This window comes from Streptomyces asiaticus, from assembly GCF_018138715.1.
Lineage (GTDB): Bacteria > Actinomycetota > Actinomycetes > Streptomycetales > Streptomycetaceae > Streptomyces > Streptomyces asiaticus.
Genome location: NZ_JAGSHX010000006.1, coordinates 3,907,309 through 3,932,980, shown reverse-complemented (window position 1 = coordinate 3,932,980; position 25,672 = coordinate 3,907,309). Strand labels below are relative to the sequence as shown.

The window sequence follows — 25,672 nt, the reverse complement described above, 5'->3', positions numbered from 1 at the left end:
ATGTCGTCCTGTTCCGGCGGCCCACAAGCCATCTCGCCACGCTTACGTGCCCGTTGTACGCCTCGTACTCAGGGAAGGCCCCGCTCGTGTCTGTCACGTCCGCCATGCCTGTCGCCGTGCGCCTGCCGCGCACGGTGGCCGCGCGGCGGGCGCTGCTGGCGGCGCTCTTCCTCGGTGGCTTCCTCGCCCTGGCGTTCCTCTTCGGTGGCAGCGCTCAGGCCGCCGAGCGGAGCGACCAGGGCGAGGCCACCGGCGCGTCGGTCGACCGCTCCCACGTGTCCCGGCTGCTCGACCCCTCGGGTGTCGAGCGGGCGCGGCAGCAGATGGAGCGGCACGCACCGCCGGTGGTGGGGCGCACCACGCACAAGGCCCAGGACGTCGTACAGGAAGCCGTGCGGCCCATCCAGGAGCCGGTCGAGCGGCAGGCGCAGAAGATCACCAAGCCGATAGACGACCTGGTCGGCGGCGCCACCAGCGGTGAGCTGCCGGTGCGCCTTCCCGAGGTCGGCATCGGTGACGCGATCGGCGTGGGCCCCCAGGACTCCGCGGCGCACCACGGCCCTGCGGCCGAGCCCCACGCGGCCGAGGCCGAGCCGGCGACCCTGCACAAGGCGGCGCCCGCGGCGCCGGAGCCGATGGGGCCCGGGGCATACGCCCAGGCTGTCCTCGCGCACCACGACGCGGCCGTCTCCCACGACGGGCACGGGCCCGTCGTCCGGGCGGCGGTCTCCGACACCGGTCCGGACGGTGGCGCCCCGGCGCCGCTGCCCCTTCCGCGGTCCCCGCTCGGGGCCACCTCCCAGTACACCGGCGACAGCGGCGCCTCCCGTGGTGGGAACACCCAGGCCGCTCTTCCGCCGTCCGGCGTGCCGTCCTTCGGGCTGAAGCCCGGTACGGTCCGCGCGGAGAGCTCGGCGCCGACGCGCGAGCGGTTCAACGAAGTCCTCGAATTCCCCGGCTAGGGCAGACCTCACCCCCGTCTGTTGAGACCTGCCGCGCGGGGGCGGGTCAGGTCTGCCCGTCCGAAACCTCTCTTGACTTTCGAAGGACTTCCTCCAGCATGCGCAACAACCTTCGCCGCTCCATCCTCGTAGCCGCTGCCGCCACCGGTATCTGGGCCCTCGGCTCGGCCGCCGCCTCCGCCGCCGAGAACCCGGCCGTGCCCTCCACCGACGGTGTCACCAGCACCGTGGACGGCGTGACCAAGACGGTGAACAAGACCGTGTCGACCGACCAGGTGACCAAGACGGTCGACGGTGTGACCGGCGGCGTGGCCGACACCTCCAAGGTGACCGACACCGCGAAGAAGACCGTGGACGGCGCCGCCTCCACCGTCGACGGCGTCACGGCCCCGGTGCGGGACCGTGTCCCCGGCGCCGAGAACCTGCCGCGGGTCTCGGATGTCACCAAGACCGTCGAGCACACCACCGACGGCCTGACCGGCGACGTCGCCGGCAAGCCGGACAAGGTCGTCAAGAAGGCCCACAAGGCCGTCAAGGGCGTCGAGAAGACCGTCAAGAAGACCGTCAAGAAGACCACCGACCTCGACCTGCCCACCGGTGAGGTCCCCGGCGTCGTGCCCGGCCTCGGCTCGCTGCGCACCCTGCCCGACACCTCCACGCTGCCCACCGGCGCGCTGCCGAACGTCGACGGCGTCACGGGCCGGCTGCCCACCGAGCTCCCCGCCACCCCGAAGCTGCCCACCGCCCCGGGTTCGGCCAATGACCTGCTCGCCTCCCTCTCCGGCGCCGGTATCCGCCCGGAGGAGCTGACCGGCAAGGTGCAGGGTGCTGTCGGCACCGCCAAGCCGGTCGTCGACGGCGTGGCCCCGGACGTGCTGCCGCCCGCCGTGTACCGCCTCGTGGTCAAGGTCGTCCCGGTCGCCGAGCGGACCGTGGGTGACACCGGTGCGCTGGCCGACGACGCCGTGGCCCGCACCACCCCGTACGCGGACGTCGTGACCGGCAGCGCCGAGGGCTTCGCGCTGGGCACCGCCTCCAACGTGGTTCCGGCCGCCCAGGACACCGTCGACCGCCTGGTGCCGGTCGTGGTGAGCGTGCCGTCCACCGCCGTTCCGTTCGCGCAGGACGTGGCGGGCACCACCGTGCCGTTCGCCCACGACCTGGCCACCGGTGTGGTCGCGAACGCCCAGACCACCGTGGGGAACGCCAAGGACGGTGCGCTGAGCCTGCTCCCGGCGGTGCCCACCGACCTGACCGACGTCGCCAACATCCCGGCCCTCCCGGTGCTGTCGGCCGACCTGCCGACCGTCCCGGCCGACCTGCCGCAGCTCCCGGCGGACCTGCCGACCGTCCCGGCCGACCTGCCCTCCGTCCCGGCCCAGCTGCCGACCGTTCCGGGCACGCTCCCGACCGTCTGATCGCTCCGGCGGGCGTCAGACAGTCAGGCCGTGAAGACCGAGCAGGCTGCGAAACCGTAAAACCGTAAGGCAAGCGTCATCGACCGGGCAGTCCTCGTTGGGGAGGGGGCTGCCCGGTTGTCGTACGGAGATAGATGGAAACGGTCGCGATCTGTGACCGTAATCACCGCTCCAGTGTGATCTGCGATTTAGGGCCGCACGGCCCACGGAGATAACCTGCGAGGCGGACATGCCGCGTACCCGGCGAACGTGTGCCGCCCTCGTTACAGATCGCGTCGTCACGCTGCCCCCGCGGCACGCCCGCGCTGATAACGACCGCGATATCCATGGAAAAGGGACGGACGCGCGTGGACCTGTTCGAATACCAGGCGAGGGACCTCTTCGCCAAGCACGGTGTACCGGTGCTGGCCGGTGAAGTCATCGACACGCCTGAGGCGGCGCGCGAGGTGGCCGAGCGCCTGGGCGGCCGCGCGGTCGTCAAGGCGCAGGTCAAGGTTGGCGGCCGCGGTAAGGCCGGCGGCGTCAAGCTGGCCTCCGACCCGGCCGACGCCGTGGAGAAGGCGACCCAGATCCTGGGCATGGACATCAAGGGCCACACGGTCCACAAGGTGATGCTCGCCCAGACCGCGGACATCAAGGAGGAGTACTACGTCTCCTTCCTGCTGGACCGCACCAACCGCACCTTCCTCGCCATGGCCTCGGTCGAGGGCGGCGTGGAGATCGAGGTCGTCGCGGAGCAGAACCCCGAGGCGCTCGCCAAGATCCCGGTGGACGCCATCGAGGGCGTGACCCAGGAGAAGGCCGCCGAGATCGTCGCCGCCGCGAAGTTCCCGGCCGAGATCGCGGACCAGGTCGTCGCGGTCCTCCAGAAGCTGTGGACCGTCTTCATCAAGGAAGACGCCCTGCTCGTCGAGGTCAACCCGCTGGTCAAGACCGAAGACGGCAAGATCATCGCGCTGGACGGCAAGGTCTCCCTGGACGAGAACGCCGCCTTCCGGCAGCCGGAGCACGAGGCGCTCGAGGACAAGGCCGCGGCCAACCCGCTCGAGGCGGCCGCCAAGGCCAAGGGCCTCAACTACGTCAAGCTCGACGGCGAGGTCGGCATCATCGGCAACGGCGCGGGTCTGGTCATGTCCACCCTCGACGTCGTCGCCTACGCGGGCGAGAACCACGGCAACGTCAAGCCCGCCAACTTCCTCGACATCGGTGGTGGCGCCTCCGCCGAGGTGATGGCCAACGGTCTCGAGATCATCCTCGGCGACCCGGACGTCAAGTCGGTCTTCGTCAACGTCTTCGGTGGCATCACCGCCTGTGACGCGGTCGCCAACGGCATCGTCCAGGCCCTGGAGCTGCTGAAGTCCAAGGGCGAGGACGTCAGCAAGCCGCTGGTCGTGCGCCTCGACGGCAACAACGCGGAGCTGGGTCGCAAGATCCTCACCGATGCCAACCACCCGCTCGTTCAGCAGGTGGACACCATGGACGGCGCGGCCGAGCGTGCCGCCGAGCTGGCTGCAAAGTAAGGGACGAGGTCACCAGAAACCATGGCTATCTTCCTCACCAAGGAAAGCAAGGTCATCGTCCAGGGGATGACCGGGTCCGAAGGGCAGAAGCACACCCGGCGGATGCTTGCCTCGGGCACCAACATCGTCGGCGGCGTGAACCCGCGCAAGGCCGGCACCACCGTGGACTTCGACGGCACCGAGATCCCGGTCTTCGGCTCCGTCAAGGAGGCCATCGACGCCACCGGCGCCGATGTCACGGTCATCTTCGTCCCGGAGAAGTTCACCAAGAGCGCGGTCATCGAGGCGATCGACGCCGAGATTCCGCTCGCCGTCGTGATCACCGAGGGCATCGCGGTCCACGACTCTGCCAACTTCTGGGCCTACGCGGGCAAGAAGGGCAACAAGACGCGCATCATCGGCCCGAACTGCCCGGGTCTGATCACGCCGGGTCAGTCGAACGCGGGCATCATCCCGGCCGACATCACCAAGCCCGGCCGGATCGGCCTGGTGTCGAAGTCCGGCACGCTGACCTACCAGATGATGTACGAGCTGCGGGACATCGGCTTCTCGTCCTGTGTGGGCATCGGCGGTGACCCGATCATCGGCACCACCCACATCGACGCCCTCGCCGCCTTCCAGGCCGACCCCGACACCGACCTGATCGTGATGATCGGCGAGATCGGCGGCGACGCCGAGGAGCGGGCCGCGGACTTCATCAAGGCCAACGTCACCAAGCCGGTCGTCGGCTATGTGGCGGGCTTCACCGCCCCCGAGGGCAAGACGATGGGCCACGCGGGTGCCATCGTCTCCGGCTCCTCCGGCACCGCCCAGGCGAAGAAGGAGGCCCTCGAGGCCGCGGGCGTGAAGGTCGGCAAGACCCCGTCCGAGACCGCGCGCCTGGCGCGCGCCGCGCTGGCCGGCTGACGCCGCCACGGCTCGATGCCGCGGGCCCGTACCACCTCGTGGTGGTGCGGGCCCGCGGTGTTCCCGGGCGACGGATACCCGGTCGGAACGCGGCAAGCCACTCATCCGTCCCATGACTCTATAAAAGACGCATAAGCGGACTAGCCGCGACACGGCGACCAAACCCTTGATGTAGGGATGAAACGGCTGTTATTGGCAGCATGGTCATGTGACGCATACGACCGATCGCAGCCCGTCGGTGTCCGCACGCGACCGCTCAGCGCCCCGGCGCTCCTCCGCCATCAGGGAGGCGTTCCTCGGCGGTGTGGTCGCCGCGGGGCTCGGCCTCGGCACGCTCGCCGTGGTCGTACTGCTGCTGTGGATCACTTCCTCGTCCCCCGAGAGCAGCCCCGACGGAGCCCTGCATGTCGCCGCCGACCTGTGGCTGCTCGGCCATGGCGCCGACCTCGTGCGCACCGAGACGCTCTCCGGCCACACGGCGCCGGTCGGGCTGACTCCGCTGCTGCTCAGCGTGGTGCCGTGCTGGCTGCTGTACCGGGCCGCCCAGCACGCCGTCTACCAGGCGGAGGCCGACGAGGGCGACGGGCAGTGGGTGCCCGAGGAGTCCGTCGTCGATCCGCGCACCGCCTTCGCCTGGGTGACCGGCGGCTATCTGCTGGTGGGCACCGCTGCCGCGGTGTACGCCTCGACCGGGCCGCTGCGTGTCGACCCGCTCAGCGCGCTGCTGCATCTGCCGGTTGTCGCCGGGGCCATCGCCGCCGTCGGCGTGTGGACGGCCGACGGACGGTTCCCGCTCCGCCTGCCCGAGCGGGTGAGCGAGAGACTGCGGCGGCTCCCCGGCGCCGAATGGACCGTAAGGGCGGCCGCGTTCCTGGCCGCGCGGAGCTGGTGCCGGCGCCGCCGGCTGACCGCCGCGCTACGGGCCGGGACCAGCGGTCTCGTCGTTCTGCTCGGCAGTGGTGCGCTCCTTACGGCGACGTCGATGCTGAGCCACGCGGGCGCCGTGCAGGTGACCTTCCTCAACCTCAGCGATGTGTGGTCGGGGCGGTTCGCGGTGCTCCTGGTGAGCCTGGCGCTGCTGCCGAACGCGATCGTCTGGGGCGCCGCGTACGGGGTCGGGGCGGGGTTCACGGTCGGCGGCGGCAGTGTGGTCGCGCCGCTGGGCATCACCTCCTACCCCCAGCTGCCGCACTTCCCCCTGGTCGCCGCGCTGCCCACGGACGGCTCCGGCGGGCCGCTGGTCTGGCTCACGGGGATCGCGGCCGGGGTGTCGGTGGCCTGGTTCATCGGGATCGCGGCGGTGCGGCGGCCCGGCAAGGGCGAGCCCAGGCCGCCCTGGGGCTGGGCCGAGACGCTGGTGCTCGCCGCGCTGGCGGCGGTCGGCTGCGCGGCCGCGATGGCGCTGCTGGCCGGGGTCTCGGGCGGAGCGCTGGGGATCGGCATCCTCGCCGACCTCGGCCCGAGCTGGTGGCGCACGGGCATGATCACGCTGGCCTGGACGGGAGTGATCGGGGTGCCCGGCGCGATGGTGCTGCGCTGGTACCGGCTGTGCGTCCCCACCAGGGCCTCCTGGCCGGAGTGGAAGGCGGCGCGGGCGGAGCGCCGGACGTCCCGCGCACAGGCCCGTACGGCGGCCAGGGAGGCCCGTGCGGAGGCCAAGGCGGCCCGTGCGGCGCGGGCCGCGGCCGAGGCGGAGGCACGGGCGGCGGTGCTGCCCACGGTGTCGCCCATGGAGTCCGCCGAGGTGCGGGAGGCGATGGCCGAGCCATGGTGGCAGTGGCTGCGCCCGGGCGCGTCGGGCGCCGACCGCAAGCGGAACCGTAAGGCGGCCACCGGCGCCGGTGCGGAGACGGGACAGGAGACAGGACGCGAAACCGGTGTGGGCACGATGGCCGGGCTCGCGACGCCCGCGGGCACCCCGGACGCCACCGGGGCGGTCCGTCCGCGCCGCTGGGCGCTGAGCCGGAAGCGCGCTCCCGAGCCGCAGCCGCCCGCCGAGTCACAGCCCGCCCCGAACCCCTCGCGCACGGAGCCCTCGCCGCCGCCGGACGACGCCCGCCGCGAACCGTAAGGCGGTCGCGAGCCTTCCGCCGCGCGGGCGCCAACCGTAAGGCGGTCGGGAGCCGTCGGCGCGCGGGCCCCGGCGCCGTCAGTCCTGCGTGCTCAGCAGGGGGCGGAGCTGCTCGGGGAGCAAGGTTTCGCAGTCGTGCCGCGAGGTCTGCGTAAGGGCGTCGTCCACGCAGGTGTAGTAGTCGCTGTAGACGACCTGGAAGCTGAACGTCGCCGCGACGATGGCGAGCGCGAGCCCGCCCGTCACCAGACCGCTGATCGCCGCCGTCGACTGCGGCTTCGCCGGGCCGCTGCCGGGCGCGGGCAGCGGTGCCCGGGCGGCGCCCGGAGGCGGGGGCGGGGCGTTCAGGGGCGCGGCCGCGGCCGGGGCCGGCGCGGTACGGCGCGGCTTGGCCCGCAGCGAGCTGATGCCCCAGTACAGGGCCAGCACCCCGAGCAGCAGCGCGATCTGCGGCAGGCTGAAGAGGGCGAAGAAGAACGCCCACATGCCCGAGAGCAGCGCGTACCGGGCGCGTCGCTGGGCCGGGTCGTTGGGGTCCCAGCGCGGGCCACCGGGCCCGCCGGGGCCGGAGGGGCGGTTGGAGCCCGGGGCGCCGCCGAAGCCGCCGCTCTGGCGGCCGGGCTGGCGGCTGCTCCACTGGCTGCCCCAGGCCGGGGGCTGCTGCGGCTGCTCACCGCTCTGGTCGCCGTCCGGCCCGTCCTGGCCGCCCTGGGCCCCGGGGCGGCCCTCGCCGCTCTCCCCGCCGGAGCCGTCCGGCCGGTGGCGGGGCCGCCAGGGCTGGTCCGGCCTGCCCTCGGGCGGCGGGGCGAACGGATTGTCCTCGTGCTGGTCCCCGTTCGGCCCGTCGGGGGCGGACGAGGACGAGGAGGACGACGACTGCTGCTCCCGGAGCAGCGGCGTCGTGCGCGACATGCGGGCGCGCCTCATCGCCGCCCCCGGGCCTGGGCGGGGGGCGGAGTGAGGCGATGAGCCGCGCGGCGGCGTCGGTCCGGCATGTGGAGTGTGTCTTCCCCTTGTGTCGTCGTCCTGCACGCCGGGGCGGGTACGGCCTGGTGCCGTACGGCGCGAGTACGGCCGGTGCCGTACGGCTCGGGGCGCGGGTGCGGCGGTCGTTCCCACGGCGTCAGTGGCGTCTGTTGCATTCGCAGTCCAGACGCTACCTCCCGTGCCCGCCCCCGTCCCCTGGGGGCCGCTTCGTGTGCCGGTATCGTTGCTGACGGTCGGCGGCTTCGTAGAGTTCCCCGGAATTGATGAGTCCGCGACCTTGTACGACCACACAAACGGCAGCACCGCCCGCGAGAAAGAGCCCCGCCGTGGCCTCCCCGCCTTCCCCCGCCAGTCCTGCGCGCCCCGGGCGCCCGGTCCGCCTCGTCGTCCTCGTCTCCGGCTCCGGCACGAATCTCCAGGCGCTGCTCGACGCCATCGCCGCCGAGGGTGTGGCCCGGTACGGCGCCGAGGTGGTGGCCGTGGGCGCCGACCGCGACGGCATCGAGGGCCTGACGCGCGCCGAGCGCGCCGGGATCCCCACGTTCGTGTGCCGGGTCAAGGACCACGCCGGCCGCGCCGAGTGGGACGCCGCCCTGGCGGAGGCCACCGCCGCCCACGAGCCGGACCTGGTGGTCTCGGCCGGGTTCATGAAGATCCTGGGCCAGGAGTTCCTCGCCCGGTTCGGCGGCCGCTGCGTCAACACCCATCCCGCGCTGCTCCCCAGCTTTCCCGGCGCCCATGGCGTGCGCGACGCGCTCGCGCACGGTGTGAAGGTGACCGGATGCACCGTCCACTTCGTCGACGACGGCGTCGACACCGGTCCGATCATCGCCCAGGGCGTGGTCGAGGTCCGGGACGAGGACGACGAGTCCGCTCTCCATGAGCGGATCAAGGAAGTCGAGCGCTCGCTGCTCGTCGAGGTCGTGGGGCGTCTGGCCCGTCACGGCTACCGCATAGAGGGACGAAAGGTAAGGATCCCGTGACCGCCGAAGGTACCAAGCGGCCCATCCGCCGCGCGCTGGTCAGCGTCTACGACAAGACGGGTCTCGAGGAGCTGGCCCGAGGGCTGCACGCGGCGGGTGTCCAGCTCGTCTCGACCGGCTCGACGGCCGCGAAGATCGCCGCCGCCGGGGTCCCGGTCACCAAGGTCGAGGAGCTGACCGGCTTCCCCGAGTGTCTCGACGGCCGCGTCAAGACGCTGCACCCGCGCGTCCACGCGGGCATCCTGGCCGACCAGCGGCTCGACTCGCACCGCGAGCAGCTCCGGGAGCTGGGCGTGGAGCCCTTCGAGCTGGTCGTGGTCAACCTCTATCCGTTCCGCGAGACGGTCGCCTCGGGCGCCGCGCCGGACGAGTGCGTCGAACAGATCGACATCGGCGGCCCCTCCATGGTCCGGGCCGCCGCCAAGAATCACCCGTCCGTGGCCGTGGTCGTCAACCCCGAGCGGTACGGCGACGTCCTCGAGGCCGCCGCGGAGGGCGGTTTCGACCTGGAGCGGCGCAAGCGGCTGGCGGCCGAGGCGTTCCAGCACACCGCCGCCTACGACGTGGCGGTGGCCAACTGGTTCGCGGCCGACTACGCGGCGGCGGACGACTCCTCCTTCCCGGACTTCCTGGGTGCCACCGTCACCCGTAAGAACGTGCTGCGCTACGGCGAGAACCCGCATCAGCCCGCCGCCCTCTACACCGATGGCAGCGGTAAGGGGCTCGCGGAGGCCGAGCAGCTGCACGGCAAGGAGATGTCGTTCAACAACTACACGGACACCGAGGCCGCCCGCCGGGCCGCGTACGACCACACCGAGCCCTGTGTCGCGATCATCAAGCACGCCAACCCGTGCGGGATCGCGGTCGGGACGGACGTCGCCGAGGCGCACCGTAAGGCGCACGCCTGCGACCCGCTGTCGGCCTTCGGCGGGGTGATCGCCGTCAACCGCCCGGTGTCGGTCGCCATGGCCGAGCAGGTAGCCGAGATCTTCACCGAGGTGATCGTGGCCCCGGCGTACGAGGACGGCGCGGTCGAGGCGCTCGCCCGTAAGAAGAACATCCGGGTGCTGCGCTGCGCGGAGTCGCCGGCGGAGGCCGCCGAGCAGCGCCCCATCGAGGGCGGCACGCTCGTCCAGGTCAAGGACCGCCTCCAGGCCGAGGGCGACGACCCGGCCAACTGGACCCTCGCCACGGGCGAGGCGCTGGACGCCGACGGCCTCGCCGAGCTGGCCTTCGCCTGGCGCTCCTGCCGCGCGGTGAAGTCCAACGCGATCCTGCTCGCCAAGGGCGGCGCCACGGTCGGCGTCGGCATGGGTCAGGTCAACCGCGTGGACTCGGCGAAGCTGGCCGTCGAGCGGGCCGGTGCCGAGCGGGCCGCCGGTTCGTACGCCGCCTCCGACGCCTTCTTCCCGTTCCCGGACGGCTTCGAGGTGCTGGCCGAGGCGGGCGTGCAGGCCGTGGTGCAGCCGGGCGGCTCGGTCCGTGACGAGGCCGTGGTGGAGGCCGCCCAGAAGGCGGGTGTGACCATGTACTTCACGGGCACGCGCCACTTCTTCCACTGAGCGACTACCGAGTGCCGGCGAGCGAGCACCGGGCGATCGCCGAGTGAGCACCGGGCGACCGCTGAGTGAGCACAGGAGGCCGCACCCCGACCGGATCACGGGGTGCGGCCTTCGCCGGTCCGGCCCCGACCGGCCCCTGATTGGATCCGACGTCCCCGCATCCGGGAGGATGAAGCCATGACCGCCCAGATTCTCGATGGCAAGGCAACCGCAGCCGCGATCAAGTCCGATCTCGTCAGCCGCGTGGAGGCGCTGAAGGCCAAGGGCATCCATCCCGGCCTCGGGACCGTGCTGGTGGGCGAGGACCCCGGCAGCAAGTGGTACGTGGCGGGCAAGCACCGCGACTGCGCCGAGGTCGGCATCGCCTCCATCCGGCGCGACCTGCCCGAGACCGCCACCCAGGAGGAGATCGAGGCGGCGGTCCGGGAGCTCAACGAGGACCCGTCCTGCACGGGCTACATCGTCCAGCTGCCGCTCCCCAAGGGCATCGACGCCAACCGGGTGCTGGAGCTGATCGACCCGGTCAAGGACGCCGACGGGCTGCACCCGATGAACCTCGGCCGCCTCGTGCTCAACGAGAGCGGTCCGCTGCCGTGCACGCCCCAGGGCGTCATCCAGCTGCTGCGCCACCACGGCGTGGAGATCAACGGCGCGCATGTGGTGGTCGTCGGCCGCGGCATCACCGTCGGCCGGTCGATCGGGCTGCTGCTGACCCGCCGTTCGGAGAACGCGACGGTCACCCTCTGTCACACCGGCACCCGCGACCTGCCCGCGATCCTGCGCCAGGCCGACATCATCGTGGCGGCCGCCGGGGTGCGGCACCTGGTCAAGCCGGAGGACGTCAAGCCGGGCGCCGCGGTGCTCGACGTGGGCGTCAGCCGGGACGAGCACGGCAAGATCGCCGGCGATGTGCACCCCGGTGTGACCGAGGTCGCGGGCTGGGTCTCGCCGAACCCGGGCGGGGTCGGCCCGATGACCCGCGCCCAGCTGCTGGTCAACGTGGTGGAGGCCGCGGAGCGGGACGCGAAGGCGGCCGCCGACGCCGGTGCCGGCCATGACGGCTGAGGCGAGCGAGCCGGGGGCCGGGGAGCAGCAGCAGGAGCCGCCCGCGCCGCCGACGGGGCCCGGCCGGTTCATCCGCAGGTCGCGCCGCTTCCCGCTGATCACCCGGGACACCGCGCGTCCGGAGGGCGGCGGCCGGGCCGCGCCCGGTGCCGCCCCGGCGCCCGCCCGGCAGTGGCCGCTGCTCACGGTGATGGGCGGGGTGGGCCTGGGGCTGCTGATCGTCGCCCTGGACGCCTTCCGCGCGGGCACGGTGCTGATCGGGCTGTCCCTGCTGGCGGGCGCCTTCTTCCGGTGGGCGCTGCCCGAGGTGGGGATGCTCGCGGTGCGGTCGCGCTTCACCGACATGCTGACCTACGGACTGCTGGGCGCGGCGATCGTGCTGCTGTCCCTGATGGCCCAGCCGGATCCCTGGGTGTCGATCCCGTTCCTTGACGACGTGGTGCATTTCACGGTGCGCTAGCCGACGACGTGAAACGGCGGCCCGTCCTCTCCCCCGTGGAAGGACGGGCCGCCGTCGTTGTGGCCGGATCCCAACGGTCCGGCGGCGGTCCGCCCTCTCCCCCGAAGAAGGACGGACCGCCTGGTCATCAGGGTTGTGCGTGAGCTGTGCCGGATCAATGAGCGTGGGAACCCTGTAGCGCGGAAGTGACCGTTCCAGCACGAGGTCTCCGCTGTGCAACGACGCGCCGGGTGTGAGGGAGTGCGTACTGGTGCACGAAATGCTCCGATGCGCCTCCACCTGAAGAGCTGACATCCTGGGGCAAGGCATCCCTTTGGGTAGTCAGTTCGGGGCTCGAGGACGCCAACAGCGGCCGCGGCGCGGGAGATTGACAGGTACGTGCGGGGGGACAGGGGGAGGCAATGCCTCGTTGGAGGGACTTACCGGAGGAACTCGATCCGCAGGTCCGGGAGTTCACCGGCCGGCTGCGCACGCTTGTCGAGCGCAGCGGGCTGAGCGTCGTCGCCGTCGCCGACCGCACCGGCTACAGCAAGAGTTCCTGGGAGGCCTACCTCAACGGACGGCTGCTGCCCCCGCGGGGCGCGGTGGAGGCCCTGGCCGAGGCCACCGGCGCCGACGTCCACCACCTCGGCACGCTGTGGGAGCTGGCGGAGCGGGCCTGGAGCCGCTCCGGGATGCGGCACGACGTCACGATGGAGGCCATCGGCGTCGCGCGGGCGCGGGCCGCCATCGAGCGGTTCGACCCGGCGGCGCGGGGGATGGACGCCCGGAAGAACGGCCACTCCCCGGGGAACGAGTGGCCGAGGGTCGAACCGCCCGATCCGGAGCAGCCCTTGGTCGCGTCGGCTCCGGTGCTCCCGGCTCGCGCGGCGTCTGCCGGGCAGGCACCGGACTCCGCCGAGCCGCCGTCGCCCGCGCCGTCCCCTCCGTCGTCGCCTTCCCCGAGGGGGCGGAAGCGTGTCGCCGCGCTGTTCGCCGGGGGGCTCGTGGGCGCGCTCCTGCTCGTCGCCGGTGCCGTCCTGCTGCTCGACGCGGGCGGCGACGGCGAGAAGCGCGGGGAGCGGCCGACCACCGCACCGGCCACCAGCGCGCGTCAGCAGCTTCCGGAGGGTGTGAAGTGCGCCGGGCAGGACTGCACCGGCCAGGATCCGCAGGCCATGGGGTGCGGTGCTGCCGCGACGACGGCGGCTGACGTCACCGTTGGCACCGCGTATGTCGAGGTCCGCTACAGCGAGACCTGCAAGGCGGCTTGGGCCCGGGTCGCCCGGGCCGCCCCGGGCGATGTCATCCAGGTCAAGGCGCCGGGCGCGAACGGCGGCGCGGCCCGCTCGCAGAGCGCCAGGGTCGGCGCAGACGGCGATGCCTACACCAAGATGATCCCGGTGGACTCCGCCGCGCGGGCCACCGCGTGCGCCGCCCTGGGCGGCGGTACGCGCGCTTGCACGGCCTCTGGCGGCCGGGGCTGAGCGGCGGGGGCGAGGCCCGTCCGAGAGGCCGCCCGGAGCTGGTCCAGAGCCCGTCCGGAGGAATTCGTGAAACCGGGGGGAATGAGCCGGGGGAATCGGGGCAGGCGCTGCCCGAGCCCCCCCACGGGTGCGGCACTGGGCGGCCGCCTGCACTCCCCCTCCTGGCAGGCGGCCGCCAAAGTGCCCGGTGATCCCGCCTGTGCGGTGATCCCATCTGCGCGGTGGTCCGGAACGCACGGTGAGCGGTTACACAATGGCCCGAGAGAACGTGGGTCAGGTGCCGTCGGATAGCCTGACGCAAGTATCTCGACACCAAGAGATCTTGGACTGACAACACAGCGCAGGAGACCGCCATGACCCGCACTCCCGTCACCGTCACCGTCACCGGCGCGGCCGGCCAGATCGGCTACGCGCTGCTCTTCCGCATCGCCTCCGGTCAGCTTCTCGGCGCGGACGTGCCGGTCAAACTGCGCCTCCTGGAGATCCCGCAGGGGCTGAAGGCCGCCGAGGGCACCGCGATGGAGCTCGACGACTGCGCCTTCCCGCTGCTCCAGGGCATCGACATCTCCGACGACCCGAACGTGGGCTTCGACGGTGCGAACGTCGCACTGCTGGTCGGCGCCCGCCCGCGCACCAAGGGCATGGAGCGCGGCGATCTGCTGGAGGCCAACGGCGGCATCTTCAAGCCGCAGGGCAAGGCCATCAACGACCACGCCGCGGACGACATCAAGGTCCTGGTCGTGGGCAACCCGGCCAACACCAACGCCCTCATCGCCCAGGCCGCCGCGCCGGACGTACCGGCCGAGCGCTTCACCGCGATGACCCGGCTGGACCACAACCGCGCGCTGTCGCAGCTGGCGAAGAAGACCGGCGCCCCGGTCAGCGAGATCAAGAAGCTGACCATCTGGGGCAACCACTCCGCCACCCAGTACCCGGACGTCTTCCACGCCGAGGTCGCGGGCAAGAACGCCGCCGAGGTCGTAAGCGACGAGCAGTGGCTGGCCGACACCTTCATCCCGACCGTCGCCAAGCGCGGTGCCGCGATCATCGAGGCGCGCGGCGCCTCCTCGGCCGCCTCCGCCGCCAACGCCGCCATCGACCACGTCCACACCTGGGTCAACGGCACCGACGCCGACGACTGGACCTCCGCCGGTGTGGTCTCCGACGGTTCGTACGGGGTGCCGGAGGGCCTGATCTCCTCGTTCCCGGTCACCGCGAAGAACGGGAAGTTCGAGATCGTCCAGGGCCTGGACATCAACGAGTTCTCGCGGTCCCGCATCGACGCGTCGGTGAAGGAGCTCGAGGACGAGCGCGAGGCCGTGCGGAACCTCGGCCTGATCTGACGCGCCCCGGCCCGCCCCGGCGCGGCCGTTTCCGAAGGGTCACATTCCGGTATTCACTCCGGAGTGTGACCCTTCGGCCATGAACTGTAATCGCGGGCCATCTTCCCCTACCGTGGAGGCAGTTGCTACGGCCTCGGGGGGAAACATGGCCAATACGCGCGGTGATCATTCTTCTGCCGGTGCTGATTCTTCTGCCGGTGTTGATCCTTCGGTAGGGGGTCACTCCGCTCGTCTGCCGCGGTCGCGGGCGGAGCCGCCACCGCCCGTCCCTTCTTCTCGTACTGCCGCCGACGCTTCTCCTCACGCCACCAGCGAGGCCACCCGGCTGTTATGCGCGGGCGCCTATCTGGACGACGACTTCCGGGACGCGGTCGTGGACGAGCTGTATGTCCACGAGGAGCGCGCCGTGGCGCCCTCACTGGGCATCGACGCGGTCCGGGTGCTGGCGCACGCGCTGCGCGCGCGCCGTCTGGAGGCGTGCTGGACCGCGCTGCTGGTGTCCTTGTGGGTGCTGGACTTCCTGCTGGCCCAGGGCTTCTTCTATCTCTTCCTGCTCTCCTGCGCGCTGCTCCTGCTGGCGGCCTGGGCCAGGGGCGGCGCCATGGGCGCCTTCCGAGCCGACTATCCCGGAGCGGACGGGGTCACCCTCACCCGGCGGCGGGCGGCCGCGGTGCTGCGGGCGCTCGGCTGTCTGACTCTGCTGTCCTATGTGTTCTCCGCCCTGACGCAGGCGCTCACGGACGGGCAGTCCGATCCGGGCGTGTTGCAGGCCTTCGCGCCGATCCTGGTCACCGGGTCGGACACCACAGCTGCCTGGTTCGCGCTGGTGATCCCGGCCGCGATGGCCGCCGCGGTCGCGCTGCACCGTGAGCATGTGGCCCGGGTGCTGGCCACCGATCTGGAGCCGGAGACCTTCGCCGACCCCGCCGCGGACCCCGCGGAGCGGTTCGAGGGCGGGCGCTTCCAGCGGGTGCGGGCCCTGATCCGCCGTGAGCAGTACTCACCGGTGATCCTCTACCACGATCGGCACCCCTTCCTCGGTGCGGGCACCGCCCATGACACCTGGACCCTCGCCGTGGAGCTGCGGCCGCGCGAGGGCGGCGATCCGGTGCCGCTGGACAACCGCGTGATCCTGGAGCGGATCCGGCCGCTGGTCGAGAAGTTGCGCACTCCGTCCGCCCAGGGCATCGCCTCCGTCCAGGGCACCACTCCCGCGCAAGGCACCACTCCCGCGCAGGGCATTCCCGTGCAGGGCGCCGCTCGCGCCGTCGCCGAGAGCCGTGACCGGCTGCGCGGCCTGGAGCTCGACGAATGCGTCTTCCTCAAGGTCACCGGATTACGGAGCCGCTCCTTCGTGCCGTATGGCGAGGCGGACTTCGCGCGGGAGCGGGCTGAGGCCGTCGAGGAGGGCGGCGAGATCCGTCGGCACTTTCTGCGGATCCGCGTCGGCGCATGGCGGGAAGAGGTCGTCATCACGGTCTTCGTGCGGGTGCATACGCAGGGCGGCATGCTGATGCTGGAGTTCGCCCCGCATGTGCTGCGCCCGATCCGCCCGGACTTCCGGGCGGTCGACCGGCTCTCCGACTCCCACCGCCGCGGCGGGCTGCCGGGCAAGGCGATCTGGGCGCTGGGGCGGACGCCCACGGCGGCGGGCCGGGCGATCATCTATGCCTTCCGCTCGGCCGCCTTCCTCTGGCGGATGTACGCGGGGGGCTATGAGGCGGCCATCCCCGACGGACCCTGGGTCTCGGTGCGGGAGTTGGGCAGCGACGCCGGCGCATCGCTCTTCCAGGAGATGGATGTCAGCCGCTATCTGAAGAGCGTCGAGGACCGCGTGGCCAACGGCGTGCGAAGGGCGCTCGACGAAGCCGGCTGGGAGACCGGTGAGTTCGAGCAGAAGGTCATCAACGTGAGCGGCGGCGGAGTCTTCATCGAGTCCGCGGAGCACAGCGCCTTCGGCTTCGGTGACCACAACACCATCAGCAATACCACCGGGAGCAATGGAGCGGGAGGCGGCCATGGCGATGGCTGACACGGAGGACGGTAGCGACATGGGCGGCGGCGCGGACCACGCGGCGGACGCGAGCGGTGGCGGCACGACCCCGGCGGCAGGCGGCGGGAGCACGTTCGGAAACATCCGGTTCGGCAAGGTGCAGGGCAGCGCCATCGGCTTCGGCGACCACAACCACATCGTGAACGGACGTCAGGCCGAGGCCCCCTGTGACCCCGCCTATCAGGAGCTGCTGGAGGCCGTTCGCCGGCTTGCCGAGGATCTGCGGCGGGTGGTCCCGAGCCCGGAGGTCGGCGCGCTCTCCGACGAGCTGGACCGGACCGAGGACGAGATCCAGCGCACCGGCCGGGCCGGGGCCGGCCGACTGGCCCGGATCCGGGTGATGTTGCAGGACGCGAGCGCCAGTGTCGGCATGCTCGCCTCGGGCGTCGCCGTCGGACAGGCGGTCGGCGCGCTGTTGGGCGGGTGAGATGAGCACCCCGGGCGGCGAGGGGGGCCGTCGATGGGACGAGGAGGCGCAGCGCTGGGTGGGAGCGGGCGCGGAGCCGCCGGCCCCGGGCCGAAGACCACCCAATCCGCATCTGGGCACGGTGCTGCTGGCGGTGCTCGCCGTGGTGCTGGTCGGCGGGATCGGTTTCGGTGCCTGGAAGCTGGTGTCGGGCGGCGGGGATGACAAGCCCCGGGCGGACGGCGGTTCGCCCTCGGCCTCGTCCTGGTCGCCGTCGGCCGAGCAGCCTTCGGCGTCGTCGGGGCCGTACACGGAGCCGACCTCGGCACCGCCTTCGGTGTCCGAGGACAGCACCCAGGGGCCGCCCGCGGACTATGTGCGCACCACCGACCCGGAGGGGTTCCGGCTGGATGTGCCCACGGGCTGGCAGCGGGTCAAGCGCGACACCGGGGTGTTCTACGAGTCGTCCGACGGGGGCAGTCTGATCCAGGTCTTCGCGCTGACCGAGCCCGACATCACGCCCTACGAGGCGCTGAGCCAAGCCGAGACGGGGCTCAAGAAGAACCCCGGCTACAAGCGGTATGACCTCAAGCGGCTCGGGCCCGGCGATGACGCGGACGCGGAGCTGGAGTACGGCTACCGCAGCGCCAAGTACGGCCCGCGCCGGATACTCGACCGGGCCTTCACCGGCCCGGACCGGGTGCAGTACGCGGTGCTGGTCGCGGGTCCGGCCGACGACTGGCCGAAGCAGCGGGAACGGCAGGGCATCGTGCTGGCGTCCTTCTGCCCCACGGCCTACTGCCCGGCCACCTGACCGTCGCCCGGCCACCTGACCGGCGGCCGGGCGACGGGCACGTATCGGTGCGGTGACAGGGGGTGGGGCGGCCCCCGGACCGGGTACATCGATGTGGGCCGACACGGCTTATCCGCATATGGGAGCAGAGATCCATCATCGGGGGGCATAGATGAGCATGCACAACGGGGGAGCGCCGGGGCAGGACGCCAGGCGGGTGCTACGGGCGCTGGCGGTGACGATCTTCCTGGTCGCGGGGATCGCGTTCTCCGGATGGGTGGCCTTCGGGGGCGATGGGACCTCCCGGAATCAGGCGGGTCCGCTGCCCTGGGACCGCGAGAGCCCCACGGCCGCGCCGAGCGGGGACGCCTCCCAGCCGAGCGATCTCTACCCCTCGCCCGGCCCCGAGACCAGCGGGCCGACCGATCTCCCGACCGATCTCCCCACGGCCCCTCCGACCGGGGCGCCCTCCGGGTCCCCGTCCGCGACGCCGTTCGGCACCCCGTCCTCACCCTCCCTGACGGGCGGCGCCCCGCCCGCGGGCTACAGCACCCAGGCCGACCCGGCCGGGTACCACCTCGCGGTCCCGGACGGATGGCGGCGGACGGCCGAGGGCCCCAGCGTCTACTACACCTCGCCCGACGACAGCACCGTGATCCAGATCTTTGAGCTGCACGGCCCCGAGTCGACGCCGTACGAGTCCGCCCAGGAGGCCGAGCGGATCGCCTCCACCCACCGCGACTACGAGCAGATCGCCCTCACCCGGCTGGGCTCGGCCGCCATGGACCCGGTCCAGCTGGAGTACACATACGAGTCCAAGAGCGACGGCCACCGCCGGATGCTCGACCGCCGCTTCGCCGCCCCCAACGGCACCATGTACGCGGTGCTGGTGAACGGCCCCTCCGGGGCCGGGGACCGGGTGGAGGAGCGGGAGGTCCACCAGACGGCGGTGGACACCTTCTGCCCGACCGCCTACTGCACCGCGTCGTGATCACCCCCCGGCCCCGTTGTGACCCGAACCACTTCTTGACCGCACGACCTCTTGACACACAGGCCGATCATGAGTCGTGGGGCCGGTTTTGCCTTCGGATCACGTGAGCCGGCCCACTTTCTCTTGCGAATCGCGCATAGGTTCCCGCCTTCCGGTTAGGGGTCCATGTTGCTGGCTTGGACCAGTGGCACAGCACGCGGAACCGGAAGGCAGAAATCACGTGGCGGCAGTCGAGACCATTCATGTGGACGGGGTGTGGCAGGCAGCCGCATCCGGGGCGCAGCGGGAGGTCCTCGACCCCGCGGACGCCAAGACCCTCGCCGTCGTCGCGGAGGGTGGTGCCGAGGACACCGACGCGGCGATCGCTGCCGCGCGTCGCGCCTTCGACCAGGGTCCCTGGCCCGGGACGCCGGTGGCCGAGCGGGCGGCGCTGCTGCGCCGCGTCGCCGACCTGCTCCAGCGCGACCGCGAGACGATCGCGCTCATCGAGAGCCGTGACACCGGCAAGACCCTGGAGGAGGGCCGGGTCGACGTCGACGACGTGACCAACGCCTTCCGCTACTTCGCCGATCTGGTCGCGGGCGAGTCGGCCGGGCGCGTGGTCGACGCGGGCACCCCCGATGTGCACAGCGTCGTGGTCCATGAGCCGGTCGGTGTCTGCGCGATGATCACCCCCTGGAACTATCCGCTGCTCCAGGCCAGCTGGAAGGTCGCCCCGGCGCTGGCCGCCGGGAACACCTTTGTGATCAAGCCCAGCGAAGTGACTCCGCTGTCCACCGTCCATCTGGTGAAGCTGCTGGCCGAGGCCGGGCTGCCGGCCGGGGTGGCCAATGTGGTCACCGGCGCGGGTGACCCCGTGGGCGCCCGGCTGTCCGAGCACCCCGATGTGGATCTGGTCTCCTTCACCGGTGGCCTGGTCAGCGGCACCAAGGTCGCGCAGGCCGCCGCGCCGACGGTCAAGAAAGTCGCGCTGGAGCTCGGCGGCAAGAACCCCAATGTGGTCTTCGCCGATGCCTGCGCCACCGCCGAGGGCTTTGACACCGCCGTCGACCAGGCCCTGAACGCCGCCTTCATCCACAGCGGCCAGGTCTGCTCGGCCGGTGCCCGGCTGATCATCGAGGAGTCGGTGCGCGAGCGGTTCGTGGCCGAGCTCGCCCGCCGGGCGGAGAAGATCAAGCTGGGCCGCGGCACCGAGGACGGTGTCGAATGCGGTCCGCTGGTCTCGGCCCAGCAGCTGGACAAGACCGAGGCGTATGTGGCGTCCGCCCTCGAGGAGGGCGCGTTGCTGCGTTGCGGTGGCAAGCAGCCGGAGCCCAGCGAGGTCCGCCCGGCCACCGGGTACTTCTACCTCCCGACCGTGCTCGACCAGTGCCACCGCGAGATGCGGGTGGTACGGGAGGAAACGTTTGGGCCGATTCTGACGGTCGAGTCCTTCCAAACCGAGGACGAGGCAGTCACACTCGCCAATGACACGGAGTACGGACTGGCCGGCGCCGTCTGGTCCGCCGACACCGCCCGGGCGCGGCGCGTCGCCGCCCGGCTGCGGCACGGCACCGTGTGGATCAACGACTACCACCCCTACCTTCCGCAGGCCGAATGGGGCGGTTTCGGCAAGTCCGGGGTCGGGCGCGAGCTCGGTCCCGCGGGCCTTGACGAATACCGCGAGACCAAGCACGTCTACGAGAACCTGCGGCCGAGCCCGGTGCGCTGGTTCGCCGGCTGAACCCCGCCGCCGGCCCCGCCCGGGGCACGGCCGGGCCCGGACTCGTCCCCCGGGGCCCGGACCCGGCCGCGCCCGATCGCGGCGACCGGCGGCGAGAAGCCCGTAGGCACGTAAGGCACCCGGCAACACCCCACCCCAGGGGCGGCAGCAGCCCCCGGCCCGCACCGGCGCGAGCCGTTTGGGTAAGACCGCGAGGAGTAACCCCACATGTCCGTACCTGTCGCATACGACTACGTCGTGATCGGCGGCGGCACCGCAGGCTCGGTGATCGCTTCCCGGCTCACCGAGGACCCGGACATCCGTGTCGCCGTCATCGAGGGCGGACCGTCGGATGTCGACCGGCCTGACGTGCTCACCCTGCGCCGCTGGCTCGGCCTGCTCGGCGGCGACTTGGACTACGACTACCCCACCACCGAGCAGCCACGCGGAAATTCGCATATCCGGCACAGCCGGGCGCGGGTGCTCGGAGGGTGCTCCTCGCACAACACCCTGATCTCCTTCAAGCCGCTGCCCGGTGACTGGGACGAGTGGGCCGAGGCCGGCGCCGAGGGCTGGGACGCGGAGTCCATGGACCCGTACTTCCGGCGGCTGCGCAACAACATCGTCCCGGTGGACGAGAAGGACCGGAACGCGATCGCGCGGGACTTCGTCGACGCCGCCCAGGCCGCCGCCGGGGTGCCGCGGGTCGAGGGGTTCAACAAGAAGCCGTTCCATGAGGGCGTCGGCTTCTTCGACCTCGCGTACCACCCGGAGAGCAACAAGCGCTCCTCGGCGTCGGTCGCCTATCTGCACCCGTTCCTGGACCGGCCCAACCTCCATCTGATGCTGGAGACCTGGGCGTACAAGCTGGAGCTGGACGACACCGGCCGGGTCACCGGCGTGCACGTCCGCACCAAGGACGGCGAGGAGATCCTGGTCCGGGCCGAGACCGAGGTCCTGGTCTGCGCGGGCGCCGTGGACACCCCGCGGCTGCTGATGCACTCCGGTATCGGGCCCAAGGCCGATCTGGAGGCGCTGGGCATCCCCGCCGTCCACGATCTGCCGGGCGTCGGCGAGAACCTGCTCGACCACCCCGAGTCGGTCATCGTATGGGAGACGGACGGTCCGATTCCGGACAACTCCGCGATGGACTCCGACGCGGGGCTGTTCATCCGGCGCGACCCCGAATCCCGGGGCCCGGACCTGATGTTCCACTTCTACCAAATCCCGTTCACCGACAACCCGGAGCGGCTGGGCTACCAAAAGCCCGAGCACGGCGTGTCGATGACCCCCAACATCCCCAAGCCGCGCAGCCGCGGCCGGCTCTACCTCACCAGCGCCGACCCGTCCGTCAAGCCCGCCCTCGACTTCCGGTACTTCACGGACGAGGAGGACTACGACGGCCGCACGCTGGTCGACGGCATCCGTGTCGCGCGTGAGATCGCCAAGACCGAACCGCTGGCGAGCTGGCTCAAGCGCGAGGTGTTCCCGGGCCCGGAGATCACCTCGGACGAGGAGATCAGCGAGTACGCCCGCAAGGTCGCGCACACCGTGTACCACCCGGCGGGCACCTGTCGTATGGGTGCCACGTCGGACGAACTCGCCGTGGTCGGCCCCGATCTGCGGATCCGGGGCCTGAACGGCGTCCGTATCGCCGACGCGTCCGTCTTCCCGACGATGCCGGCCGTGAACCCGATGATCGGAGTCCTGATGGTGGGCGAGAAGTGCGCTGAGCTGCTGTTCGAGGAGCGCGATCGGGACCGGCACAGGTCCGATGACCGAGCTGCCACGCATCAGCCGGGAGGTGAGGCGTGATGGCTACGACCGTGGTCCCCGAGACGCCCGACACCCCCAGGATCCCCGAGAGCGGCGAGCGCACCCCGGTGTTCTCGGTCCGCGACCTGTGGAAGGTCTTCGGTCCCAAGGCCGACCGGATCCCCGGCTCCGCCGAGGCCGAGCTGTCCGCCGGTGAGCTGCGCGCCCGCACCGGCTGCACCGCCGCCGTCCGCGAGGTCTCCTTCGACGTCCAGCCGGGCGAGGTGTTCGTGGTCATGGGGCTGTCCGGCTCCGGCAAGTCCACCCTCGTCCGCTGCCTCACCCGGCTGATAGAGCCCACCTCCGGCACTCTGAAGATCGACGGGGAGGACGTCCTGGCCATGGACAAGGCCCGGCTGCGCGATCTGCGCCGGCACCGCGCCGCCATGGTCTTCCAGCACTTCGGGCTGCTGCCGCACCGCTCCGTCCTGGACAACGTCGCCTACGGGCTGGAGATCCAGGGCGTGGGCAAGGCCGAGCGCCGGGCCAAGGCCGCCGAGGTGGTGGAGAAGGTCGGCCTCACCGGCCTCGAGCGCCGCCGCCCCGGCCAGCTCTCCGGCGGTCAGCAGCAGCGGGTGGGCCTGGCCCGGGCGCTCGCCGTCGACCCCGAGGTGCTGCTCTTCGACGAGCCGTTCAGCGCGCTCGACCCGCTGATCCGCCGCGATATGCAGGAGGAGGTCATCCGGCTGCACCACGAGGAGGGCCGGACGATGGTCTTCATCACCCATGACCTCAGCGAGGCGCTGCGCCTCGGTGACCGCATCATGCTGATGCGCGACGGCGGGATCGTGCAGCTGGGCACCCCGGAGGAGATCGTCGGCTCCCCGGCGGACGACTACGTACGGGACTTCGTCCGCGATGTGCCGCGGGAACAGGTGCTGACCGTGCGCCGCGCCATGCGCCCCGCGACCTCCGACGAGCAGGACGGCGGGCCCGCGCTGGCCCCGGGCACCACGGTCGCCGACGCGATCGAGGCCGTGGCCCGCACCGGCGGCCCCGCGCGCGTCGTGGACGGCGGCCGCTGCCTGGGCGTCGTCGACCACGCCTGTCTGCTGAGCGTCGTCGCGGGCCTGGACGGCAAGGAGGTGGCCGCGGCATGAGCCCCACCTCGACCCTCTCTCCGCCAGGCCGCACCGGGGGGCGCGTATGAGTGCCACCGCCACCCGCCCCTCCACCGACCCCGCCACCGAACCGGCGGCCACCGGGACGGCGGCGGACGAGACGCGCCCGTCCCTGCTGAGCGCCGTCGTGCACAGCCATGCCGCGCGCAAGCTGGCGGTGCTCGTGGTGATCGCCGCCGTGCTGGTGCCCCTCGCGCACGCCAAGTGGGCGAGCGGCAGCTGGCCGGACGCGCTGACCGTCGATGTCTCCGAGCCGCTCGGCAAGGCCAGTGACTGGATCATCGACAACCGCGACAGCCACTGGATCTTCCTCTACTTCTTCGGCCACATCAGCAACGTGGTCATCATCTGCGTGCGCGCCGTCTACGTCGTGCTGCTCACCCTCGGCTGGGCCGGGGTGACCGCCGCCTCGACCCTGGTGGCCTGGCGGGTCGCCGGGGTGCGGGTCGCGGTGACGACCCTGGTGTCCTTCGCCGTGTGCGGGCTGCTGGGCATGTGGGTGCCGACGATGCAGACGCTCGCGCTGATGGCCGTCGCCGTCACCGCGTCCGTCGTCATCGGCGGGCTGCTGGGCCTGGCCGGCGGGCTCTCGGAACGGGCGTTCCGGGCGCTGCGCCCGATTCTGGACACCATGCAGGTGCTGCCCGCGTTCGCCTATCTGCTGCCCGTCGTGCTGATCTTCGGCATCGGCGTACCGGGCGCGGTGCTGGCCACCGTGATCTACGCGGCCCCGCCGATGGCCCGGCTCACCGCCCTCGGTCTGCGCGGCGCGGACGCCGGGGTGCTGGAGGCGGTGGCCTCGCTCGGCGCCACCTGGCGGCAGCGGCTGCTGTCGGCCCGGCTGCCGCTGGCCCGTAAGGAACTGCTGCTGGGCGTCAACCAGGCGATCATGATGGCGCTGTCCATGGCCGTCATCGCCTCGGTGATCGGCGGCGGCGGTCTCGGTGACCGCGTCTACCAGGCGCTGTCCAGCGTGGACGTCGGCAAGGCGCTGGCCGCCGGCCTCCCGATCGTGCTGCTCGCCGTCGTGATGGACCGCACCACGGCGTCGGCGGGCGAGCGCCTCGGCGAGCCCCCGGCCGAGGGCGGGCCCCGGCTGCTGCGCGGCTGGCCCGCCTGGGCGGGCGTCGGGGTGATCACCGTGGCGGTGACCCTCGTCGGACGGCTGGCCGGGTCCCAGACCTGGCCGACCGGCTGGACCGTCCCCATCGAGGAGCCCGTCAACCAGTTCAAGGACTGGATGGTCGACCACCTCTACACGGGTGTGCCGGTCGTCGGCGGCACCGCCGACTGGGCCTCGGACTACGTCAAGTGGATCCTGGACCCGCTGCGCGAGGGGCTCCAGGGCCTCCCGTGGTACGCGGTGCTGCTGATCGTCGCGACGCTGGCCTGGCTGATCGGCACCTGGGCCACCGCCCTGACCGCCACCGCCGCCATGGCAGCGATCGGTGTGCTCGGGGTGTGGGCGCCGTCCATGGACACCCTCTCCCAGGTGCTGGCGGCCGTCTTCGTCACGCTGGTGCTCGGTTTCGCGATCGGCATCGCGGCCGCGCGGTCCACCCGGCTGGAGCGGCTGCTGCGGCCGGTGCTGGACGTGTGCCAGACCATGCCGCAGTTCGTGTATCTGATCCCGGTGGTCGCGCTGTTCGGCGTCGGCCGTGCCCCGGCGGCGGCCGCGGCCATCGTCTACGCGCTGCCCGCCGTCATCCGCATCACCACCCAGGGGCTGCGGAACGTGGATCCGGCGGCGCTGGAGTCCGCGCGTTCGCTCGGTGCCACCCAGGGGCAGCAACTGCGCCAGGTCCAGCTCCCGCTGGCCCGCCCGGCGCTGCTGCTCGCCGTCAACCAGGGCGTGGTGCTGGTGCTCGCCGTGGTGATCATCGGCGGTCTGGTCGGCTCGGGCGCGCTCGGCTACGACGTGGTGTTCGGCCTGGCCCAGGGCGATCTGGCCACCGGTCTGGTGGCCGGCGCGGCCATCGTCTGCCTGGGTCTGATGCTGGACCGGGTCACCCAGCCGACGTCGCGCCGCGACAGGAAGGGGGCCTGAG

The 25,672-nt window shown here is 72.1% G+C and carries 20 protein-coding genes; 19 read left to right on the top strand and 1 reads right to left on the bottom strand.

From position 1 onward, the window contains the following. Positions 1-86 precede the first annotated feature (86 nt). From KHP12_RS23990 to KHP12_RS23970, 5 genes are all read left to right on the top strand, one after another. Positions 87-962: a hypothetical protein gene (locus tag KHP12_RS23990; protein ID WP_143678371.1), complete on the top strand. Its 876-nt coding sequence runs from the start codon at positions 87-89 to the stop codon at positions 960-962. A gap of 98 nt (positions 963-1,060) precedes the next feature. After that, the gene (locus KHP12_RS23985; protein ID WP_211833699.1) at positions 1,061-2,380 is read left to right on the top strand and encodes a hypothetical protein; all 1,320 of its coding nucleotides are present in this window, start codon (positions 1,061-1,063) and stop codon (positions 2,378-2,380) included. Positions 2,381-2,727: 347 nt separating this feature from the next. Beyond that, entirely contained in the window at positions 2,728-3,900 is a 1,173-nt protein-coding gene (sucC, locus tag KHP12_RS23980; protein ID WP_037953381.1) for an ADP-forming succinate--CoA ligase subunit beta, read from the top strand. 21 nt (positions 3,901-3,921) lie between these two features. After that, a complete protein-coding gene (gene sucD / locus KHP12_RS23975; RefSeq protein ID WP_037953384.1) occupies positions 3,922-4,806 on the top strand; it encodes a succinate--CoA ligase subunit alpha in 885 nt (294 codons plus the stop codon). A 208-nt stretch (positions 4,807-5,014) separates the two neighbouring features. Next, positions 5,015-6,877, top strand: a complete 1,863-nt coding sequence (locus KHP12_RS23970; protein WP_086883202.1) for a cell division protein PerM — start codon at positions 5,015-5,017, stop codon at positions 6,875-6,877. A 78-nt stretch (positions 6,878-6,955) separates the two neighbouring features. On the opposite strand, the gene KHP12_RS23965 is transcribed toward KHP12_RS23970, so the two are convergent. Continuing rightward, positions 6,956-7,789 (bottom strand): hypothetical protein, encoded by an 834-nt coding sequence (locus KHP12_RS23965; RefSeq protein WP_086883201.1) that lies wholly within the window; start codon positions 7,787-7,789, stop codon positions 6,956-6,958. Between the two features lie 401 nt (positions 7,790-8,190). Here KHP12_RS23965 and purN point away from each other — a divergent pair, with 401 nt between their 5' ends. The 14 genes from purN (at position 8,191) to KHP12_RS23895 (ending at position 25,671) form a co-directional block, all read left to right on the top strand. Continuing rightward, positions 8,191-8,847, top strand: a complete 657-nt coding sequence (purN, locus tag KHP12_RS23960; RefSeq protein WP_037953387.1) for a phosphoribosylglycinamide formyltransferase — start codon at positions 8,191-8,193, stop codon at positions 8,845-8,847. Next, the gene (gene purH, locus KHP12_RS23955) at positions 8,844-10,409 is read left to right on the top strand and encodes a bifunctional phosphoribosylaminoimidazolecarboxamide formyltransferase/IMP cyclohydrolase (protein WP_086883200.1); all 1,566 of its coding nucleotides are present in this window, start codon (positions 8,844-8,846) and stop codon (positions 10,407-10,409) included. The genes purN and purH overlap by 4 nt, the downstream gene beginning before the upstream one ends. 177 nt (positions 10,410-10,586) lie before the next feature. Then, positions 10,587-11,474 (top strand): bifunctional methylenetetrahydrofolate dehydrogenase/methenyltetrahydrofolate cyclohydrolase, encoded by an 888-nt coding sequence (locus KHP12_RS23950; RefSeq protein WP_086883199.1) that lies wholly within the window; start codon positions 10,587-10,589, stop codon positions 11,472-11,474. Continuing rightward, positions 11,464-11,934 (top strand): DUF3017 domain-containing protein, encoded by a 471-nt coding sequence (locus KHP12_RS23945; protein ID WP_244202999.1) that lies wholly within the window; start codon positions 11,464-11,466, stop codon positions 11,932-11,934. Before KHP12_RS23950 ends, KHP12_RS23945 begins: the two co-directional genes overlap by 11 nt. Before the next feature lie 401 nt (positions 11,935-12,335). Next, on the top strand, positions 12,336-13,400 hold the full coding sequence (locus tag KHP12_RS23940; RefSeq protein ID WP_086883198.1) for a helix-turn-helix domain-containing protein: 1,065 nt from the start codon (positions 12,336-12,338) through the stop codon (positions 13,398-13,400). Between the two features lie 353 nt (positions 13,401-13,753). After that, positions 13,754-14,743: a malate dehydrogenase gene (locus KHP12_RS23935; protein ID WP_037953399.1), complete on the top strand. Its 990-nt coding sequence runs from the start codon at positions 13,754-13,756 to the stop codon at positions 14,741-14,743. A gap of 373 nt (positions 14,744-15,116) precedes the next feature. Beyond that, positions 15,117-16,775 (top strand): AbeC-like domain-containing protein, encoded by a 1,659-nt coding sequence (locus tag KHP12_RS23930; RefSeq protein WP_244202998.1) that lies wholly within the window; start codon positions 15,117-15,119, stop codon positions 16,773-16,775. Further along, entirely contained in the window at positions 16,762-17,223 is a 462-nt protein-coding gene (locus KHP12_RS23925; RefSeq protein WP_086883205.1) for a hypothetical protein, read from the top strand. Before KHP12_RS23930 ends, KHP12_RS23925 begins: the two co-directional genes overlap by 14 nt. Before the next feature lies 1 nt (position 17,224). Further along, positions 17,225-18,016 (top strand): serine/threonine kinase C-terminal domain-containing protein, encoded by a 792-nt coding sequence (locus tag KHP12_RS23920; protein WP_244202997.1) that lies wholly within the window; start codon positions 17,225-17,227, stop codon positions 18,014-18,016. A gap of 151 nt (positions 18,017-18,167) precedes the next feature. Then, the gene (locus KHP12_RS23915) at positions 18,168-18,986 is read left to right on the top strand and encodes a serine/threonine kinase C-terminal domain-containing protein (RefSeq protein ID WP_244202996.1); all 819 of its coding nucleotides are present in this window, start codon (positions 18,168-18,170) and stop codon (positions 18,984-18,986) included. Positions 18,987-19,206: 220 nt separating this feature from the next. After that, positions 19,207-20,709 carry an aldehyde dehydrogenase family protein gene (locus KHP12_RS23910; protein WP_086883195.1) on the top strand — a complete coding sequence of 501 codons (1,503 nt, stop codon included), beginning with the start codon at positions 19,207-19,209 and terminating at the stop codon, positions 20,707-20,709. A gap of 207 nt (positions 20,710-20,916) precedes the next feature. Next, positions 20,917-22,503, top strand: a complete 1,587-nt coding sequence (locus tag KHP12_RS23905) for a GMC family oxidoreductase (protein ID WP_211833697.1) — start codon at positions 20,917-20,919, stop codon at positions 22,501-22,503. Beyond that, the gene (locus KHP12_RS23900) at positions 22,503-23,603 is read left to right on the top strand and encodes a quaternary amine ABC transporter ATP-binding protein (protein ID WP_037953412.1); all 1,101 of its coding nucleotides are present in this window, start codon (positions 22,503-22,505) and stop codon (positions 23,601-23,603) included. The genes KHP12_RS23905 and KHP12_RS23900 overlap by 1 nt, the downstream gene beginning before the upstream one ends. A gap of 46 nt (positions 23,604-23,649) precedes the next feature. Further along, positions 23,650-25,671, top strand: coding sequence for an ABC transporter permease (locus tag KHP12_RS23895; RefSeq protein WP_246643179.1), 2,022 nt, complete (start codon positions 23,650-23,652; stop codon positions 25,669-25,671). Position 25,672: the final 1 nt, after the last annotated feature.

Excerpts from the sequence above, each read along its gene's own strand:
- KHP12_RS23945 (WP_244202999.1), top strand. The coding sequence starts at position 11,464 with ATGACGGCTGAGGCGAGCGAGCCGGGGGCCGGGGAGCAGCAGCAGGAG.
- KHP12_RS23915 (WP_244202996.1), top strand. The coding sequence starts at position 18,168 with ATGAGCATGCACAACGGGGGAGCGCCGGGGCAGGACGCCAGGCGGGTG.
- KHP12_RS23925 (WP_086883205.1), top strand. The coding sequence starts at position 16,762 with ATGGCGATGGCTGACACGGAGGACGGTAGCGACATGGGCGGCGGCGCG.
- KHP12_RS23940 (WP_086883198.1), top strand. The coding sequence starts at position 12,336 with ATGCCTCGTTGGAGGGACTTACCGGAGGAACTCGATCCGCAGGTCCGG.
- KHP12_RS23985 (WP_211833699.1), top strand. The coding sequence starts at position 1,061 with ATGCGCAACAACCTTCGCCGCTCCATCCTCGTAGCCGCTGCCGCCACC.
- KHP12_RS23965 (WP_086883201.1), bottom strand. The coding sequence starts at position 7,789 with ATGTCGCGCACGACGCCGCTGCTCCGGGAGCAGCAGTCGTCGTCCTCC.
- KHP12_RS23920 (WP_244202997.1), top strand. The coding sequence starts at position 17,225 with ATGAGCACCCCGGGCGGCGAGGGGGGCCGTCGATGGGACGAGGAGGCG.
- sucD (WP_037953384.1), top strand. The coding sequence starts at position 3,922 with ATGGCTATCTTCCTCACCAAGGAAAGCAAGGTCATCGTCCAGGGGATG.
- KHP12_RS23905 (WP_211833697.1), top strand. The coding sequence starts at position 20,917 with ATGTCCGTACCTGTCGCATACGACTACGTCGTGATCGGCGGCGGCACC.
- KHP12_RS23935 (WP_037953399.1), top strand. The coding sequence starts at position 13,754 with ATGACCCGCACTCCCGTCACCGTCACCGTCACCGGCGCGGCCGGCCAG.
- KHP12_RS23895 (WP_246643179.1), top strand. The coding sequence starts at position 23,650 with ATGAGTGCCACCGCCACCCGCCCCTCCACCGACCCCGCCACCGAACCG.
- KHP12_RS23950 (WP_086883199.1), top strand. The coding sequence starts at position 10,587 with ATGACCGCCCAGATTCTCGATGGCAAGGCAACCGCAGCCGCGATCAAG.
- KHP12_RS23900 (WP_037953412.1), top strand. The coding sequence starts at position 22,503 with ATGGCTACGACCGTGGTCCCCGAGACGCCCGACACCCCCAGGATCCCC.